Consider the following 16,915-nt stretch of genomic DNA (forward strand, 5'->3'; position numbering starts at 1 on the left):
TCATCACTATCTATTTAGTTTTGCGTTCGTTAACGATTTGTTTCCAGCTTAGCCATACAATCGGCGTTTAGCCATCTAGACGTAAAAATATCTATTGACTTAGATCATAGAACACCATAGCATCGTCTGTAAATCGAGCGAGCTATCGACATATTATTCTGTTCTACCGGCACGGGTTTCTCTATGATTAAAGTGAATCAAGTCAATAAGGTTTTTTATCAAGGCACTAAAGAAATCAATGCCTTAATTGATATCAACCTCCATATTCCTCAAGGTCAAATCTTTGGAGTCATCGGCTCTTCAGGTGCAGGCAAAAGTACTCTTATCCGCTGTGTAAACATGTTGGAAGCCCCAACGTCGGGTGAAGTGATTGTTGACGGAATCGACCTGACAAAACTCAACAAATCAGAACTTAGCGTAGCACGTCGTAACATCGGCATGATATTCCAGCACTTCAACTTGCTGTCTTCTCGCACTGTATTTAACAATGTAGCACTGCCTTTAGAACTTGCAGGTAAAGATAAAGCAGCAATTGAAGCAAAAGTCAGTGAGCTACTTGAGTTGGTTGGTCTTGCTGATAAGCGCGATACCTACCCTGCAAACCTAAGTGGTGGTCAAAAGCAGCGTGTCGCGATTGCTCGCGCACTGGCATCTGACCCAAAAGTACTGCTTTGTGATGAGGCGACCAGTGCTTTGGATCCAGCCACGACTCAATCTATCCTTGAGCTACTGCGTGAAATCAACCGTAAATTAAGCATCACTATTTTACTGATTACTCACGAAATGGACGTGGTTAAAAGCATTTGTCACGAAGTCGCAATCATCGGCGGCGGCGAACTAGTAGAAAAAGGGACCGTAGGTGAAATATTTGCTCACCCTAAAACAGAGCTAGCACATCAGTTTATTCGCTCAACACTGGACCTGACGATTCCTGAAGATTACCAAGCGCGTTTACATGAAACTCGAGTAAACAGCAGTTACCCATTGGTACGTCTTGAGTTTACAGGAGCAACCGTTGATGCACCGTTAATGACGCAAATCGCTCGTAAATTCAATATCGATGTTAGCATCCTAAGCTCAGATCTTGATTACGCTGGCGGCGTAAAGTTCGGCATGATGGTAGCTGAACTGTTCGGTAATGAAGCAAATGATAATGCTGCTATACAATTCCTACGCGACAACAATGTAAAAGTAGAGGTGCTTGGTTATGTCCTTTAGTTTCAACGAGATTGCTGACTGGATCAGCCTTAACGGTAACCTTCTACTAGGCGCAACAGGCGAAACGCTTTACATGGTTGCAGTCGCAGGCATCGTTGGCTTTGCCGTCGGTATCCCATTAGGCGTGATTCTACACACGACTAAAAAAGGTGGTTTGCTAGAGAACACCAAACTAAACAAAATTTTGGGTGCGGTTGTGAACGTAGGTCGTTCAGTGCCTTTCTTAGTGTTGATGGTTGCTATTATCCCACTGACTAAGATGCTGATTGGTACCTTCATCGGAACAACAGCAGCGATTGTTCCACTGACGATCGGCGCTATACCTTTTGTTGCTAGACTTATCGAAAGTGCACTACTTGAAGTGCCCACAGGTCTAGTGGAAGCCGCTCAGTCCATGGGCGCAACACCGACTCAAATCATCAACAAGGTTCTGCTTCCAGAAGCACTACCGACTATCATCAACTCAGTAACGATTACACTCGTGACTCTGGTGAGCTATTCAGCAATGGCCGGTACTGTAGGTGGCGGCGGTCTAGGTGATGTCGCGATTCGTTACGGATTTCACCGTTACGATGTGACCATCATGGCAGTGACAGTAGTGATGTTGATTGTGCTTGTACAAATTATTCAATCAATCGGTGATTCATTAGTTCGCCGCGTTGACCACAGATAAAGGCTCACGATTAAAGATTAGAGTCATCGAAACCAAATTAGATAGATTTATTAAAAGGAGATTATTATGAAATTTAACCTTAAAGGTTTACTTACTATCGCAGCAGCGGCATCAGCGTTAGTACTAGCAGGTTGTGGCGATAAAGAAGTGGATACTTCTAAAGTAAAAGTTGGCGTAATGGCAGGTGCAGAAGCACAAGTTGCTGAAGTTGCAGCTAAAGTGGCGAAAGAAAAGTACGGACTAGATGTTGAACTAGTGACTTTCACAGATTACGTAACACCAAATGCAGCTCTAGATGACGGCTCTATCGACATCAATGCATTCCAACACGCACCGTATCTAGATCAGCAAGTTACTGACCGTGGCTACAAACTGACTATCGCTGGTAACACGTTTGTTTACCCAATCGCGGGTTACTCTAAAGAAGTGAAATCTGTTGACGAAATCCAAGACGGCGCGCGCATTGCTGTACCAAACGATCCAACTAACCTAGGTCGTTCTCTGCTGCTTCTTGAGCAACAAGGTCTACTTGAGCTTCGTGAAGGTGCAGGCCTTCTAGCGACAGTTCGTGACATCGTTAAGAACCCTAAGAATCTTACAATTGTTGAACTAGACGCAGCACAACTGCCGCGTTCTCTTGATGATGTAGCTTTGTCTATCATCAACACAACTTACGCAAGTTCTATCAACCTGACTCCACAAAAAGATGGTGTATTCGTTGAAGACAAAGACTCTCCTTACGTGAATCTAATCGTTTCTCGTGAAGACAATCTAAACGCAGAAAACGTACAAAACTTCGTTAAAGCTTACCAAACTGAAGAAGTGTACAACGCAGCTTCTGACATCTTCCAAGGTGGTGTGGTTAAAGGTTGGTAATCAACTAAACTACAGCGCGGTATAGATACCCGAAGGGCTGATATAACATCAGCCCCTTTTTATTGGTTACGATTTACAAGAAAATTCGACTTACCACCAAGCTTCCACTTGCATGCCAACACTCATTTCACTGTTCTTACCTTCACCGAAAGCATTATCATTTTCAGCATCATTTAGGTAAGTCGCAAAGATACGAAATTCAGGACGTGACCAGAAACCCACTTGCGGTACCCAAGCTTGAGCGACAGTGAACTTGCCGCCCGCGCCGTCTTGGTTATCAATAGTTTCAACAAAGCCACCAATTTCAAGAATGGTACGCATGCGCTTGTCCCACTTATAAAGCGGTCGTATTACTGCACTGAACGACTCATCATCACTGTTATTCGCACCAACCCCCGATGACGCGGCATAACGAACCGTGTGGCCAAATTCGATGTTCTCACCGATAGCAAGCACACCCCAGTTAATCAATCGAAAGCCGTCAGCATCATTGTTGTTTGCATCACGAACAATGCCCTTACCTGTACCAAAGGTTGTCATCTGCTCTGCATAACCAGAGTTAGCAACTTGAAGAATGGTTTTGTTGAAGCCACCCGCTAGGTTTTGATTTAGACTGGCCGTCAGCATCACACTATCATCCGCGTCCACCGTTTGACCCTGCTTTTCATTGGCGAAGTTCATATCAATACCGACCTCAAGATCCGCATTGTTCCACAATGGAATACCCGCATAACGTATATCAGCAATCATGGCTGTGGTCTCTTTGCCATCAAACACATCGCCCGTAACCGTGTCTTGAATCAAAGCCACCGATAATTTACCAGGGCCCATATTGATGTGTTCAACACCAGCACCAATACCACTTACATCCCAGTAGTAATTATCAACGATGTGTACATCATGGCGTTGGTAGTAGCGCTCACCGGCCCAAATACCAATACCTTTATCTTCAAAAAGCCCTACAGCTTGAACATTGAGTTGAACTACATCCACGCTTTTATCCGCAGCGTTCTCATCTTGGCCTTGCCAGTACGACAACATGGAATCAACTAAAAATGAAACGTCGTCCTCTGCATACACTTCTTTTCTAAAACCAAACTCGCCATATAGGTCATTTTCGTTGCCGAGTCGGCCTACTTTACTCACCTCCCATTTGCTATTTGAACCGCCTTCATTACTCAAGCCAACACCCCCGCGCATGTAGCCATTAAACTCCAATGGTGTGGTTTCGTCAGCGTATAAATTAGGTGCAAGTAAGACAGTAGAGAGTGCAGCAGCAATAGGTAACAGTTTCATCGTCCATTCCTTTCAGATCTTGAATCAGATTATTTTATTATAAATGGGAACATTCCCATGGGATCGATCCCATTTATATTGGGAAGAATATAAATTGAAAGAGAACTGATTGATTATTGTGATCAGGCTAACTATTGAGATGACTGAAAGTTGATGGGTGTAGGATTATTTAAATGAATACATTGGCACTACAGAAAGAGCTGAATATCACGCTCTGCTCGTATTAAAAGGAGAAAGAGATAAACAATGAGGAGTAAGAAAAATAGAGCTAAGGTAAGTCATGAGGCCACAGTACCGAACATGAAGCAAGGTACTGAATTTTTAATATAGAAATGATAAAAATGAATATCGGAGCACTTAATTAGCACTCCGACACCTAAAATATGACGCTTAAATATACACTAGAAGGTTACTTTAGGTGATCCCAAGAGATGTTTGACACCAGTCGGCAGTCATCACACTTGAAATAGAAAATATCGTGGGTCGGTGCATCTAGCAGCCATTCACCACCACACTGCGGGCATTTCCGCTCTTTCTCGGCCTTTAAACTAATGCCCCCCACACGGTACAAGTAGTAATAAGTTGGGATCTTCGTGAGATATTCAATGCGCCCTCTCAAGCCCCAACCGCGTTTGAACAATACGCTTTTGGTATCACTGATCTCCGCTAGCGTTGCGTGTTCTGCACGGCAACCACCGCCCATTTGTACTTCATCACAAGCTTGCCATTCTGTCTGCCATTTCAGTACGGCTTTATGGTCACCATTGAATGTTGGTGGGTTGCGATATAAAGGGATTGGCAGCAAGCTATCACCACTGCGCAGCGGCGAACAGGTATGAACGAATGTCGTGTATAACACCTGCCAACTTGGCGTTTCATCTTCTGCAACTTCTTCGGAATTAAGATCTCGACCCAACAAACGCATTTTAGGCGCAAGAAGGCTCGCGTTAGACAAGCGCTCAAAACACACTTTTACGAAGTCTGAGTGATTACGCGGATGTAAACTGTCTTGCTCAGGACACACAACGCGAACATAGAATTCACCGTCGCCCATCACGATTGGAAACTCACGACCTAACACTTGTCCGTTATAACGAAGTGCATCCATCAAGCCATTAACCGCCTTATCGACAGCGCTGACCGTTGTGTTATCAAAACACTCAAATTGAAGCTCTAGTACGTACATCTATTTATACCGCAGGTTGTAGCTTGTCTAAGAATTCTGCCAATGTCTCGGCCAATACATCACGATTTTTAGTGCCTAAGCGTTCTAGAATCACGTTACCCGTTAAGTTACAGATAGAGATAACATCCAGTTCAGCGTCTGTTGCAGCAATAAATACGGTCGGCTTAAGTTTTAAACGGCGTTGAGTCACAAGGTGACCCAGAATATTCTCTTGTAGGCATTCGAAGTCTTCATCACTCCAAATCTGCAATAGAGTCAATTCATTGCCATCAAACGTCGCGTTCATATCAGCACTGTATTGCGCACCATAGAAGGTTTTGATGTCTTCATGCAGGGTTAATTCAATGCCAGTTTCAACATTGGTAAAATCAGCAAATTGCTCACGTGGATAGCTTTTCCATAACACGACGTCGCCACTCTTTTCTTCTACGCATGGCGATACGATATCCACAAGCTCCTCGTTACGGGGTAAGCTCTGGTGTTGCTTTTGCCACGTATCAACGTATCGCTGACTAAAAGAAAACAGTGCGTCTTGAGCACGTTGAGTCATGAAAATCTCCTAAACACAAAATAATAAATAGAATCCGAGCCCTTTCCGCACCGATTAAGCGATGACTTAATGACAGGGTAATGGGGATTCAGTAAAATCGATCCCATTCTAATCGAATTTGAAACGAAAGTATGAGCAAATATTCTGACGCAAAAGAGCTAGCGGGTTTAACCCTAGGCCAAAAAACTGAGTACTCTAACCAATACGATGCAAGTTTATTGCAACCAGTACCTCGTAGCCTGAATCGTGATGATCTTGCGCTAAACGGCGAGCTGCCTTTTGTTGGTCATGATATTTGGACGATGTACGAGCTTTCATGGCTTAACACCAATGGCCTGCCACAAGTGGCTGTCGGTGAAGTTTTCATCCCAGCAACTAGCCCAAATTTAATTGAATCAAAATCTTTCAAGCTTTATTTGAACAGCTACAACCAGACTCAATTCGAAAACTGGGACCAAGTCACTGAACGTCTTACTCAAGATTTGTCTGCATGTGCAGGCGAAACGGTGATTGTAAATGTAAATTCAGTAACGGATTACACCAACCAGCCTATCGTGACGATGGAAGGCGATTGTATCGACAATCAAAACATCCAAATCAACAGCTACGATTTTGAAGCGTCACTGCTAGAAGGAGCTGCTAGCGAGCAAAATGTTGAGGAAACACTGCACAGCCACCTATTGAAGTCGAACTGTTTAATCACCAATCAACCCGATTGGGGCAGCGTTGAGATCGCATATTCAGGTAAGCAAATTGACCGTGAAGCACTGCTGCGCTATTTAGTTTCTTTCCGTGAACACAACGAGTTCCACGAACAATGTGTTGAACGTATCTTTACGGATATCATGAAATACTGCGCACCATCGAAACTCACCGTATTTGCACGTTACACGCGTCGTGGTGGCTTGGATATCAATCCATACCGTTCAACAGAGCAAGATAGACCAAGCCACAATAAGCGTATGGCCCGCCAGTAATTAGGCTGGAACCACCCACACTTATTTGAACCTACCCAATCTTTAAAGGGATATTGAAATGCGTTGGTTATACGTTTTTAGCCTATTTATTTTAAGCTTAAGCACGTCGGTTAATGCGTCGGTTTATTCTTCGGCGCTGCTTAATGAAGCCAATAACTTGGTTGAGATAGAGCCGAGCCAAGCAAAACAAATGGCGAACAGCTACCTAACGCTACGTATCCTTTCAGACCAAAGCGAGAAAAGCCCATCGGCTATTTCTCGCGAAGAGACAGACTCTTCGATCAGAACCCCAAACAGCAGTATTGATGCCTACAAGATATTAGCGAAAGCAGAATACAACCTTGGTAATATTCATATTGCGATTCAACATATCGACAAAGCATTTGAGCTTGCGAAAACCTATAAGCTTGAGTACCTAAAACTGGATCTTGAGATCCTAAAAGTACGCTTACTTTGGCTGAGTGACAGGAAATCAGCCAAAGCAAAAACAGAGCTGGCGAGTATCGAAGCAAACCTAGAATCGGTGAATAAAACCTTGCGTTTAACAGAAGGTATTACCTATCGTTTGATCATGCTGAAAGCTGATATTGCCTCTTATGACAATAAGGTCGATGAAGCCGAGAAGTTCTACCAAGAAGCGAAAACCTACCTCGATCAGCGTTACTCAGAAAAAGTGACTATCGACTACCACATCGCGGTCGGTGAATTTTATCTAACCCATAAAGAGTACAACCACGCACTATCTGAGTTGTTGTATGGCTACTGGAAATCCGTAGAAGGTAATCTGAGCTCACGCTTAGCAAAAGTAAACCGCCTGCTTGCTCAGCTTTTCTTTGAACGCCAAGTGTTAGATAAAGCTCTCGAGCACTTATCTCAAGCTGCTGATTTCTATGATAACTTTGAAAACTCACCTGTTTTGGCACAAGTGCTTAAAAAAATGGGTGATGTATACTTCTTTCAAGGAAAATATAACCTTGCGTTAGTGCATTTCTTCAACGTTTTGGACCATGAAAGCACCGACCGAGATATCCAACAAGTCATTGATATTCGTCTGAGTTTATCAGCTACCTACTTACGCCTTTATAACTACCCTCTTGCAGAACAATACCTAACACGCGCTCTTGAGCTGTTGGAGTACACAGATATTCCAAAACTGGAAGGCCGCGCTGCGCTGCTGTCGGCAGGGTTAGCTTATCATCTACAAGAGAGCGATGACGTAATCAAGCATGCGACACGTGCACTTGAAATTTCACGTCAGATAGAAAATATGCACCTGTCACAGCGTTCGTATTACTTACTGTCCTTAGGCTATGAACAAGCAGGTCGTCCTCAACAAGCATTAGCGAATCTCAAGCAGTACAATAGGTTAGTTTCTTTAGAGCAGCAAAAACTAAATCGTGTAGGTGAGGATGCATTCCGTCAGCAGAAAGAGTTTGCTGAACAAACTTTGCACTACGCTGGTCAAGCGCAAGAATTAGAAAGGTATAAGTTAGAGCATCGTAAATTCCAAAAGATATCCTTCGCCCTATTTCTGTTCAGCATCGTCCTATTCTTCTTTGTACTACGCAGAGGCTACCTCATCCAAACCTTAGCTAAAGAAGTGGATTCGCTGCGTACTGATCTTTTTACGCACTCACGTTCAAAGCTTCCGAACCTAAGAATGCTCAATGCTAAGCTCTCAAATTCGTTAGAGCAAACCAGCCAAACCTTCGAGCAATGGCAGCTTGGGGAGTTGATTTATGAACCATTAAACGACCGCTTACGCTTCGTTATGATTGACTTACCTTTCCTGCGCAACATGTATACGCAAAATGGTTATAAAGCGGGCTTAGAGCTCGAAGATGCTTTCGGTGATTTCTTAAAATCAAAACTGGAAGGCCCAGCTCGCGTCTATCATTTCTCAGATGCGAACTTGCTTTATATAGAGCCAAATTCAGATCGTGATTCATCACCAGAAGCGATGTTCCTAAAGATTCAATCGTGGGTAAATGACTTCGAGCCAGAACGTAATATCAACCGAACGATTCGAATGGGCATCGCTGACTACCCGTTTTTACCACGAGCTTACACCGCTATTAATGACCAAGAGCTATTAGATGTATTGTTGATGTCGACCAACCTAGCGCGTGAAATCAGCTTGAAAGAACGCACTAGCCAATGGGTATACCTCAAAGCTATCGATAACGCACCAGCGGCAAGCCTTGCAACTGGTAACATACGAGAAGCTTGTAAACATGCCATTAATCAAGGGTTAATAAAAATACAATCGTCGTACCAGAATGAGGACAACATCAAAAAAATGCTAAAAGATGACTGAATTGCGAGCGGTTAAGACTTGCAAGTCGTGACCTTATTTTTAGTTTTGTTATTATCGATGCAACGGAATTTCATCTAAATGATCGTGATCGATCTACGCGGCGCTAATTAATACATCTATGGGCATTCTTGAAAAAGACATTCAGGCGCAACTCCACCAACTGAAATTTCAGTTGGAGCAAGTTCGCTTGACGCAAAGAGACACCTCGTTCAAATTTATTAGAGAGCAAAAAGTTCTTAAGCGCATCGTCACATCTTTAAGTGATGCGTGCGTTGGTAGTAACAGTTATTTAGATGAAAACCTCATTGCCCTTAGGGAAGAGCTAGAAAAGCAAAAAGACATCAGCTCGATGATCCCTAAATTGGCAGTCATAGAAAGAATGCTCAAGCAGAAGACGTTGGCTATGGATAAACAGAACGGATATCTGGATGATAGCATTAAGCACAGTGGAGAAACGCTACAACGCATAACTGGCCTACCAGCACCGTTGAAACGTGATCTACGAAACTTACTTAGCTTCTCCGAATGCAATGGCAGTCAGAAAGTCGACCACGCCATGAAACTCCTCGGTATTTACGAGCGTGCCATAAAGATCATGGCGAACAACTCTCGTACTCATTTTGCCGACGCTGCGCAATCGCCTGAACAAGAACTCCTTGCCGACTTATCAAACGAATTACAACATCTGATCACCGAACTCGATTTTGAGGGTGAATCGGGTGAGCTACTTACCGATATTCGAGCCAAACTGCTGCTTGGTGTTTCTACACAAAACCTCCTTGAGCTGACGCTTCAAATTCTCAAACTAGTCATAGAGGGCACCAATCTAGAGCGTAAAAAGTCTGAACAGTTTATTGACCAGCTTAATTCTTCACTCGCGTCTAGCATCAAAACCGCAGATCAAAATGCAGACCAAAGCCAAAGCTACTTTAAGCATCGCCAAGGCCTGAACTCTGAGCTAAATGAGCTTGTCATCAAGAGCCAGAGTTCTGTAGATAAAGCAACGGACATTGATAACTTAAAGCAGACGATTAATCCTCTGCTTAGTGAAATCGCCTCTCTTTCTGAAAGATTGAATCATGCAGAGCAAAAAGAACAAGCTCTGATAGAGAGAATGAATTACGGGAAAACTCAGTTAGACTCGCTCTATGAAGTGACTCAAGACTATCGAAAGCGTTTAGAAGATCAGGCTCAGCGTATGTTGCTTGACCCGCTCACCAAGGTCTACAATCGTACCGCCTTTACCGATCGCTTAGAACTTGAATACCGCCGTTGGATTCGCGCGCAACACTCACTGCGTGTTGTACTGCTCGACATCGACAATTTCAAAGCCATCAATGATAGTTTTGGTTATACAGCGGGTGACAAAGCACTCAAAATTATCGCAAGAACCATCACCAAAGAGACCGGTGCTACCGATAGTGTGGCTCGTTTTTCTGGTGAGGAATTTATCTTGTTATTACCAGAGCAAACGGATGAATATTGCCACCAGGTAATTCAAAACATCCAGACTCAAGTCAGCCGTTTACCTTTTAAGTTCCGTGACCAACAAATCACGATTACTTTGTGTGCAGCAAGTACTCAATTCAAAGAGTCAGATACACCTGAAGAAGTACTAGAGCGACTCAATAAAACGCTAAACAAAGCCAAACAACGTGGTACTAACCAATTGGTTTGGAATTAAACTAGGCCTGATTTAATTTATTTCTTTTTTTCAAATACTTATCACATACCAATTCCCTCAATGTTTGCTAAGCTTATGATTAACATTCGCTTAACAAGCATTCTTGACAAGTCATGCTGTTTATAAGATCTTAAGCAACTCGATATTAGCCCTTAAGCAATTCCATACAATCCATAAAGCAACGCTGTCGTAACCGTTTCGTCTGGTTAACTCTTCTCACCTTTAACCAAACACTTTCAACGTTTGCTTCTCACTCTCGAGCCAGAGGGTCACTTCAAAAGTCGCCTCTGCTCTTCTCAACAAGGAGGCACTATGATCACTCATATCAGCCCTGCCGGTAGCATGGATTTACTCTCTCAACTTGAAGTTGAGCGTCTTAAAAAAACCGCATCTAGTGATCTGTACCAACTGTATCGTAACTGTACGTTAGCGGTACTGAACTCGGGTAGCCACACCGACAACTCCAAAGAATTGCTCGACAAGTATCAGTCATTTGATGTTGAAGTGGTGCGTCGTGAGCGTGGTATCAAGCTCGAACTAAGCAACCCACCAGAGCATGCCTTTGTCGACGGTGAAATCATCAAGGGTATTCAAGAACATCTATTCTCAGTGCTGCGTGACATTGTCTACGTCAACATGCACTTGGCCGATAACCAAAGGCTTAACCTCACCAACGCAACTCACATCACCAATCTTGTGTTTGGTATTTTGAGAAACGCAGGAGCACTCACACCCGGCATTGAGCCGAACCTGATCGTGTGCTGGGGTGGTCACTCAATTAATGCCACTGAATACCAATATACTCGCGAAGTCGGTAATGAACTTGGCCTACGTGAACTCAACATCTGTACGGGTTGTGGACCAGGTGCGATGGAAGGGCCAATGAAAGGTGCGGCTATTGGTCACGCTAAGCAGCGCTATACTGAACATCGTTATTTAGGGTTAACTGAACCATCAATCATTGCGGCTGAGCCACCAAACCCGATAGTGAACGAACTGGTGATCATGCCCGATATCGAGAAACGTCTTGAAGCGTTTGTTCGTATGGCACATGGCATCATAATCTTCCCTGGAGGCCCAGGAACCGCCGAAGAACTGCTGTACATCCTAGGTATCATGATGCACCCAAACAACGCAGACCAACCGATGCCTATCGTTCTAACTGGCTCTAAAGAGAGCGAGGCTTACTTCCGTTCAATTGATAAGTTCATTGGTGAAACATTGGGTGAAGAAGCGCAAAAGCACTATGAAATTGTCATTGATGATCCAGCACGTGCTGCGAAAATTATGAAGCAAGCAATGCCAGATGTACGCTCTCACCGTAAAGAAACAGGCGATGCTTACAGCTACAACTGGTCACTGCATATTGAGCCTGAGTTCCAACTCCCCTTCGACCCTACTCACGAATCTATGGCGGCACTCGATCTGCACATGGATCAGAAAACAGAGAGCCTTGCTGCGAATTTACGTAAAGCGTTCTCAGGTATTGTGGCAGGTAACGTCAAAGCCGAAGGTATTCTGGAGATTGAGAAGCATGGGCCATTCCTCATTGATGGCGACAAAGAGTTGATGACTAAGATGGATCAACTGCTAAATGATTTTGTTGAACAAGATCGAATGAAACTGCCGGGTGGTACCGACTACGTTCCTTGTTATAAAATTGCGCCAAGCAGCTGATGATAATATCTGACTGATAACAAAGCCGTAAGCATAAAGCTAAACAAGTCATGACGTTTACGTCACCAGCGTTTCAACTCACCAAGTGATACGTTACTATAAGGGGCTAGCAGCCCCTTATTTATTGCCTATTTAGTGGAAACTTATGTCTATCCATCTTGTTATTATCGATGCCTTGAACCTAATCCGACGCGTTCACTCAGTTCAGCCGGATCCAACCGATATAGCAAGAACCATCACTACCACGACTCGTACTCTTAATAAGATTCTTGCGGAATCTAAACCAACTCACATCATCGCGGTATTCGATCACCACTTACAAGATCGGGGCTGGCGTGCAGAAGTCCTTCCTGCCTATAAACAAAACCGAAAGCCAATGCCTGAGCCATTACTGAAAGGCCTCGATGCTATCCAACAAGCTTGGTGGGAATTAGGTATTGATTCGCTGTTATCTGATGGCGATGAAGCTGATGACTTAGTAGCAACACTCGCAAAAAAAGTGGCTGACCATGGTGAAAAAGTTACGATAATCTCTACCGATAAAGGTTACTGCCAACTGTTATCACCTACACTACAGATCCGCGATTACTTCCAACATCGCTGGTTAGATAAGCCCTTTATCGAAGCTGAGTTCGGCGTAAAACCAGAGCAACTTGCAGATTACTGGGGATTAACGGGCGTTAGTTCAAGCCAAGTACCTGGGATCCCAGGCGTGGGACCAAAAGCAGCCAAAGAGATCTTAACGACTTATCCCGATATTGAAGCCGCATTCCTAGCTGAAGATTTACCTAAAAAATATCGTAAGAAGTTCGATGAACACATCGAATCCGCACGAGTGTGCAAGTTGGTTTCAGCTCTAAAAACTGATATAGATTTGGGCTTCAATCTTCAAGACATTCGCTACGAAGCTCATTCTTAACTCCCGATAATGCGATGAGCAGATACAAAAAATGCCCCTTAAAGGAGCATTTTCTTTATCACTGACATACTAATGAAAATATTAGTACGGTGAGATATTCGAAAGTGACTGAATGTGAACCGTGATCTCTTCGCGATCATGGTAAAGGTGCTTCGCCTGCATCTTGAATTTAACTTTGTTATCAATCAGAAACTGTTTTAGGTTCTCGATATCTTGCAGTACTTCATCGTAACGGCCTTTCATTGGCAGTTTAAGGTTGAACAGTGCTTCTTTCGCCCAGCCTTTGATAATCCACTCACCCATCAAGTGAGCAACACGAGCTGGCTTCTCAACCATATCACAGATAATCCAAGTCACGTTCTTACGGTCAGGTTCGAATTTAAAGCCATCTACCATGTGGTGCTTAATTTGACCCGTTTCCATAAGGCTATCTGCCATCATACCGTTATCAACACAGTGAACAAACATAGAACGCTTAACCAATTGGTAAGTCCAACCACCTGGACACGCACCTAGATCTACGCCCCACATGCCCGGAGCCAGACGCTCGTCCCACTCATCACGAGGGATGAATACGTGGAATGCTTCTTCTAGCTTCAATGTAGAACGGCTTGGTGCATCTGATGGGAATTTCAAACGAGGAATGCCCATGAAGAACTGTGAGTTGTTGGTTGGGTAAGAGTAACCAATAAAACAGTGACCCGGAGCGATAAAACATAAGTGCAGCACAGGCTTTTTAACATTGTCTTTCGCTGTCATCAGGCCTTTACCACGCATAGCTTGACGCATTGGCACAGTAAACTTACGGCAGAATTTCAAAAGCTCTTTCGCTTCATTGGTGTCTGGCGTTTCAATTCGGATATCGCCACAACGTGGGAAACCTTCTTTCTCAGAAAGCGCCTCAAGAATTGGAGAGATACGGTCATCGGTTGGCAGGTCTTTGATTTCAACCGCTACCGCGATCATTTGACGAGCAAAGATCAGAGATTGGAAGTCGACCTCTTTGATCAACTTATCTGCTTCACCTGCTTGATAGCATTCGAACAATACAAAGCCTGTATTGTTCTTTAGGCGAGGAAAACCAAACACTTCCAGTTGTGTTGCCTTGTCTTGAATTTCGCCAGCACATTCTTTTTCAAAACCAGAGCGACAATAAAGTAGTACGTGTTTCACTGAGTTACCTCTTTTATATTCAAAGCAGCGAAGGAGAAGACTCCCCAACCAATGATAAATAGTAGACCACCGAACGGTGTTATAGGGCCAAACCATTTTATTCCTGTCAGTGCTAACCCATAAAGGCTGCCACTAAAACAAAGGATGCCGATGATAAAGCAAATTGCCGCAATGAAAAAATATTTTTGTGATTTAGCGCCAAGTTTCATCTGTAACAGAGCGCCACACGCCAATATCGCCAGAGTATGGATAAACTGGTACTGAACGCCAGTCTCAAACACGCCTAGCTGATACTCAGATAAAATAGCTTTCAGGCCGTGAGCGGCGAAGGCACCTAGCATTACGGCTATTGCACCAGAGATACCGGTAAAGGTGAGTAAATACTTACTTCTCATTAAGCACCTCTTTGATAAACGCCGATAGTTTCTCAACGGTTAAAGCTATGTTTTGCTGTTCGGTGTAGCCAGAACTCTTACGAGGCTTAAAACTGTGGTCGCCATCGGGAATAAATTCAACACGAATAGAACCAGACAGTTCAAAATCAGCAAACTCTTCACGCTTACCGAAGGTGTCACGTTCACCTTGTAAAATTAAACAAGGTTTCTCTAACTCAGCAAGATGCTCACCTTTGTACTTCTCAGGCTTACCTGGAGGGTGGAAAGGAAAGCCTAAACACGCCATTGCTGCCACCTTATCAACTTCAGACAAATGGCTCGCCATGCGTCCTCCCATCGATTTTCCGCCAATAACAAGCTTATCAGCATCAACCTGCTCAATAATCTCTTGGTAAGCTTCAAGCAGCTTAGGCGCTCTGTCAGGTGGACGACGCTTGCCATCTTCAGCACGTTTAATCATGTAAGGGAAATTAAAACGGATAACTCGTATCCCTTTAAAGGCCAACCCTTTTGCCACCGACTGCATGAATTCATGCTCCATACCTGCGCCTGCGCCATGTGCAAAGATAAAGGTGATTGGATTGTCTTCACCATCAATGATGACGTTATTCATCGAGTAAATCCTCTTGTTCGCTCTGCGCTTTCGCTAGCATCCAGTCACGGAAGGTCGCAATGCGTCCCATGTCGGCTTGTTTCTCGTGACAAACCACATAGAAAGCGTTCTTACTCACCAACACTTCGTCAAAAGGCGCAATCAAACGACCCGCCTCTATTTCAGGCTGGGCTAATACATTATTACCCAATGCAATGCCTTGGCCGTGAGCCGCAGCCTGCAACACCATGGTTGAGTGACTAAAGATAGGACCGTGATTGACGTTCACGCCATCGATGCCATTTTGCTTAGCAAACTGCTTCCAATCCTTTCGAGAAGTATCATGCAGTAACGTATGACATGCCAAATCACTGAGCGTTTCTAACGGCTTGCTCCCAAGCAACACCGAAGGTGAGCATAAAGGAATTAAATATTCTTGATAAAGCTTATCGGCCCTAAGTCCCGACCAATTACCTCGACCATAATAAATAGCTACGTCTACGTCATCGGTCAGCGAGCCTTCGTCCATATCAACGGCTTTGATTCGCACATCAATATCAGGCTCTTGTTGATTAAAGTCAGCAAGTCTTGGCACTAACCATTGAATCGCAAAGCTTGGAGGTAAGCTGATGGTCAATGCGCCCTTCTCACTTCGCTCAAGCACTTTATCCGTCGCTTCAGCCAGTGATGTGAAAATATCTTTGATATCCAAGAAGTAGCTTTGCCCTTCTTCAGTAAGCAACAAAGAACGATTTCTTCGACGAAAAAGCTTCAAAGACAAGAATTCTTCAAGCGCTTTGATCTGATGACTGACGGCAGCTTGAGTAACAAACAACTCTTCTGCAGCACGCGTAAAACTCAAGTGTCGAGCCGCGGCTTCAAACACTCTTAACGAGTTTAATGGGGGTAATCGACGAGACATAGTTACTCTCTAAATAAGCATTAGTTTTTTTTATCTGAAACATTATAATTTGTCCATTGCCTAGCGGCCAGAGAAATTCTATATTTCATCCCGCAGCAGCTAGCCTGAACGGCTTGATTCTCTCTAGAATCAATTGGTTTAGCTCCTGCGATGTTGTGTTTGCAAACTCGTTCTTTTCGAGTTGGGTAGAGTTCTACCAAATGTTTTGTTGCAGTTCTATACTGGAACGAGGCATGTACTTCCTGTATTTATTTTGACCTGTCTGTCAAATTTGTTTGCACCGCCTTATGGGCGGTGTTTTTTTATGTGCAAAGAAAAGTAGCAACAAGTTTATCAATAGCTGTGCTAATTAATCTTTATTATTTTTCATCATTAATCACAGAATTAAACAAGCACTCAAATAATCAACTGAACACATACAAATCGAATCATTGAATCGCACTAAAAACTAACAGAATCC

General features: G+C 43.7%; 15 protein-coding genes. 8 read left to right on the forward strand and 7 right to left on the reverse strand.

Annotated features, from left to right (window positions below; translation table 11 throughout):
• The first annotated feature begins 183 nt into the window (after positions 1 to 183).
• The 3 genes from metN (at position 184) to IQO02_RS06220 (ending at position 2,767) form a co-directional block, all read left to right on the forward strand.
• On the forward strand, positions 184 to 1,218 hold the full coding sequence (metN, locus tag IQO02_RS06210) for a methionine ABC transporter ATP-binding protein MetN (RefSeq protein ID WP_016787760.1): 1,035 nt from the start codon (positions 184 to 186) through the stop codon (positions 1,216 to 1,218).
• The gene (locus IQO02_RS06215) at positions 1,208 to 1,891 is read left to right on the forward strand and encodes a methionine ABC transporter permease (protein WP_004734372.1); all 684 of its coding nucleotides are present in this window, start codon (positions 1,208 to 1,210) and stop codon (positions 1,889 to 1,891) included. The genes metN and IQO02_RS06215 overlap by 11 nt, the downstream gene beginning before the upstream one ends.
• A gap of 66 nt (positions 1,892 to 1,957) precedes the next feature.
• Complete coding sequence (locus IQO02_RS06220; RefSeq protein ID WP_016784976.1) at positions 1,958 to 2,767, forward strand: MetQ/NlpA family lipoprotein; 810 nt, start codon at positions 1,958 to 1,960, stop codon at positions 2,765 to 2,767.
• Between the two features lie 90 nt (positions 2,768 to 2,857).
• Here IQO02_RS06220 and IQO02_RS06225 read toward each other — a convergent pair whose 3' ends face one another.
• The 3 genes from IQO02_RS06225 to syd form a co-directional block, all read right to left on the reverse strand.
• The gene (locus IQO02_RS06225; RefSeq protein WP_010436412.1) at positions 2,858 to 4,063 is read right to left on the reverse strand and encodes a carbohydrate porin; all 1,206 of its coding nucleotides are present in this window, start codon (positions 4,061 to 4,063) and stop codon (positions 2,858 to 2,860) included.
• Positions 4,064 to 4,472: 409 nt separating this feature from the next.
• Entirely contained in the window at positions 4,473 to 5,249 is a 777-nt protein-coding gene (locus IQO02_RS06230; protein ID WP_016799525.1) for a Zn-ribbon-containing protein, read from the reverse strand.
• Positions 5,250 to 5,253: 4 nt separating this feature from the next.
• Positions 5,254 to 5,799, reverse strand: a complete 546-nt coding sequence (gene syd / locus IQO02_RS06235; RefSeq protein ID WP_010436408.1) for a SecY-interacting protein — start codon at positions 5,797 to 5,799, stop codon at positions 5,254 to 5,256.
• Positions 5,800 to 5,930: 131 nt separating this feature from the next.
• Between syd and queF the strand changes: the two genes are divergently transcribed.
• The 5 genes from queF (at position 5,931) to xni (ending at position 13,373) form a co-directional block, all read left to right on the forward strand.
• A complete protein-coding gene (gene queF, locus IQO02_RS06240; protein WP_016767598.1) occupies positions 5,931 to 6,776 on the forward strand; it encodes an NADPH-dependent 7-cyano-7-deazaguanine reductase QueF in 846 nt (281 codons plus the stop codon).
• Between the two features lie 58 nt (positions 6,777 to 6,834).
• Positions 6,835 to 9,093, forward strand: coding sequence for a tetratricopeptide repeat protein (locus tag IQO02_RS06245; RefSeq protein ID WP_016787763.1), 2,259 nt, complete (start codon positions 6,835 to 6,837; stop codon positions 9,091 to 9,093).
• Positions 9,094 to 9,211: 118 nt separating this feature from the next.
• A complete protein-coding gene (locus tag IQO02_RS06250; protein ID WP_016767599.1) occupies positions 9,212 to 10,777 on the forward strand; it encodes a GGDEF domain-containing protein in 1,566 nt (521 codons plus the stop codon).
• A 312-nt stretch (positions 10,778 to 11,089) separates the two neighbouring features.
• On the forward strand, positions 11,090 to 12,454 hold the full coding sequence (gene ppnN, locus IQO02_RS06255) for a nucleotide 5'-monophosphate nucleosidase PpnN (protein WP_010436397.1): 1,365 nt from the start codon (positions 11,090 to 11,092) through the stop codon (positions 12,452 to 12,454).
• A gap of 145 nt (positions 12,455 to 12,599) precedes the next feature.
• Positions 12,600 to 13,373: a flap endonuclease Xni gene (xni, locus tag IQO02_RS06260; RefSeq protein WP_010436394.1), complete on the forward strand. Its 774-nt coding sequence runs from the start codon at positions 12,600 to 12,602 to the stop codon at positions 13,371 to 13,373.
• An 81-nt stretch (positions 13,374 to 13,454) separates the two neighbouring features.
• Here the strand turns inward: xni and rlmM are convergent, their stop codons facing one another.
• The 4 genes from rlmM to IQO02_RS06280 are packed head-to-tail and all read right to left on the reverse strand — an operon-like array spanning position 13,455 to position 16,455.
• Positions 13,455 to 14,546, reverse strand: coding sequence for a 23S rRNA (cytidine(2498)-2'-O)-methyltransferase RlmM (rlmM, locus tag IQO02_RS06265; RefSeq protein WP_010436393.1), 1,092 nt, complete (start codon positions 14,544 to 14,546; stop codon positions 13,455 to 13,457).
• On the reverse strand, positions 14,543 to 14,941 hold the full coding sequence (locus tag IQO02_RS06270) for a DUF423 domain-containing protein (protein WP_010436391.1): 399 nt from the start codon (positions 14,939 to 14,941) through the stop codon (positions 14,543 to 14,545). Before IQO02_RS06270 ends, rlmM begins: the two co-directional genes overlap by 4 nt.
• Positions 14,931 to 15,554, reverse strand: coding sequence for an alpha/beta fold hydrolase (locus tag IQO02_RS06275; RefSeq protein ID WP_010436389.1), 624 nt, complete (start codon positions 15,552 to 15,554; stop codon positions 14,931 to 14,933). Before IQO02_RS06275 ends, IQO02_RS06270 begins: the two co-directional genes overlap by 11 nt.
• On the reverse strand, positions 15,547 to 16,455 hold the full coding sequence (locus tag IQO02_RS06280; protein ID WP_010436387.1) for a transcriptional regulator GcvA: 909 nt from the start codon (positions 16,453 to 16,455) through the stop codon (positions 15,547 to 15,549). Before IQO02_RS06280 ends, IQO02_RS06275 begins: the two co-directional genes overlap by 8 nt.
• Between the last annotated feature and the right edge of the window lie 460 nt (positions 16,456 to 16,915).

This window comes from Vibrio sp. OPT24, from assembly GCF_015163545.1.
Classification (GTDB): domain Bacteria; phylum Pseudomonadota; class Gammaproteobacteria; order Enterobacterales; family Vibrionaceae; genus Vibrio; species Vibrio cyclitrophicus.

Bases quoted from the DNA above. Each gene is read 5' to 3' on its own strand.
- IQO02_RS06220 (WP_016784976.1), top strand. From the start codon at position 1,958: ATGAAATTTAACCTTAAAGGTTTACTTACTATCGCAGCAGCGGCATCA.
- IQO02_RS06250 (WP_016767599.1), top strand. From the start codon at position 9,212: ATGGGCATTCTTGAAAAAGACATTCAGGCGCAACTCCACCAACTGAAA.
- xni (WP_010436394.1), top strand. From the start codon at position 12,600: ATGTCTATCCATCTTGTTATTATCGATGCCTTGAACCTAATCCGACGC.
- IQO02_RS06245 (WP_016787763.1), top strand. From the start codon at position 6,835: ATGCGTTGGTTATACGTTTTTAGCCTATTTATTTTAAGCTTAAGCACG.
- ppnN (WP_010436397.1), top strand. From the start codon at position 11,090: ATGATCACTCATATCAGCCCTGCCGGTAGCATGGATTTACTCTCTCAA.
- IQO02_RS06230 (WP_016799525.1), bottom strand. From the start codon at position 5,249: ATGTACGTACTAGAGCTTCAATTTGAGTGTTTTGATAACACAACGGTC.
- IQO02_RS06275 (WP_010436389.1), bottom strand. From the start codon at position 15,554: ATGAATAACGTCATCATTGATGGTGAAGACAATCCAATCACCTTTATC.
- IQO02_RS06225 (WP_010436412.1), bottom strand. From the start codon at position 4,063: ATGAAACTGTTACCTATTGCTGCTGCACTCTCTACTGTCTTACTTGCA.
- metN (WP_016787760.1), top strand. From the start codon at position 184: ATGATTAAAGTGAATCAAGTCAATAAGGTTTTTTATCAAGGCACTAAA.
- syd (WP_010436408.1), bottom strand. From the start codon at position 5,799: ATGACTCAACGTGCTCAAGACGCACTGTTTTCTTTTAGTCAGCGATAC.
- IQO02_RS06270 (WP_010436391.1), bottom strand. From the start codon at position 14,941: ATGAGAAGTAAGTATTTACTCACCTTTACCGGTATCTCTGGTGCAATA.
- IQO02_RS06215 (WP_004734372.1), top strand. From the start codon at position 1,208: ATGTCCTTTAGTTTCAACGAGATTGCTGACTGGATCAGCCTTAACGGT.
- IQO02_RS06280 (WP_010436387.1), bottom strand. From the start codon at position 16,455: ATGTCTCGTCGATTACCCCCATTAAACTCGTTAAGAGTGTTTGAAGCC.
- queF (WP_016767598.1), top strand. From the start codon at position 5,931: ATGAGCAAATATTCTGACGCAAAAGAGCTAGCGGGTTTAACCCTAGGC.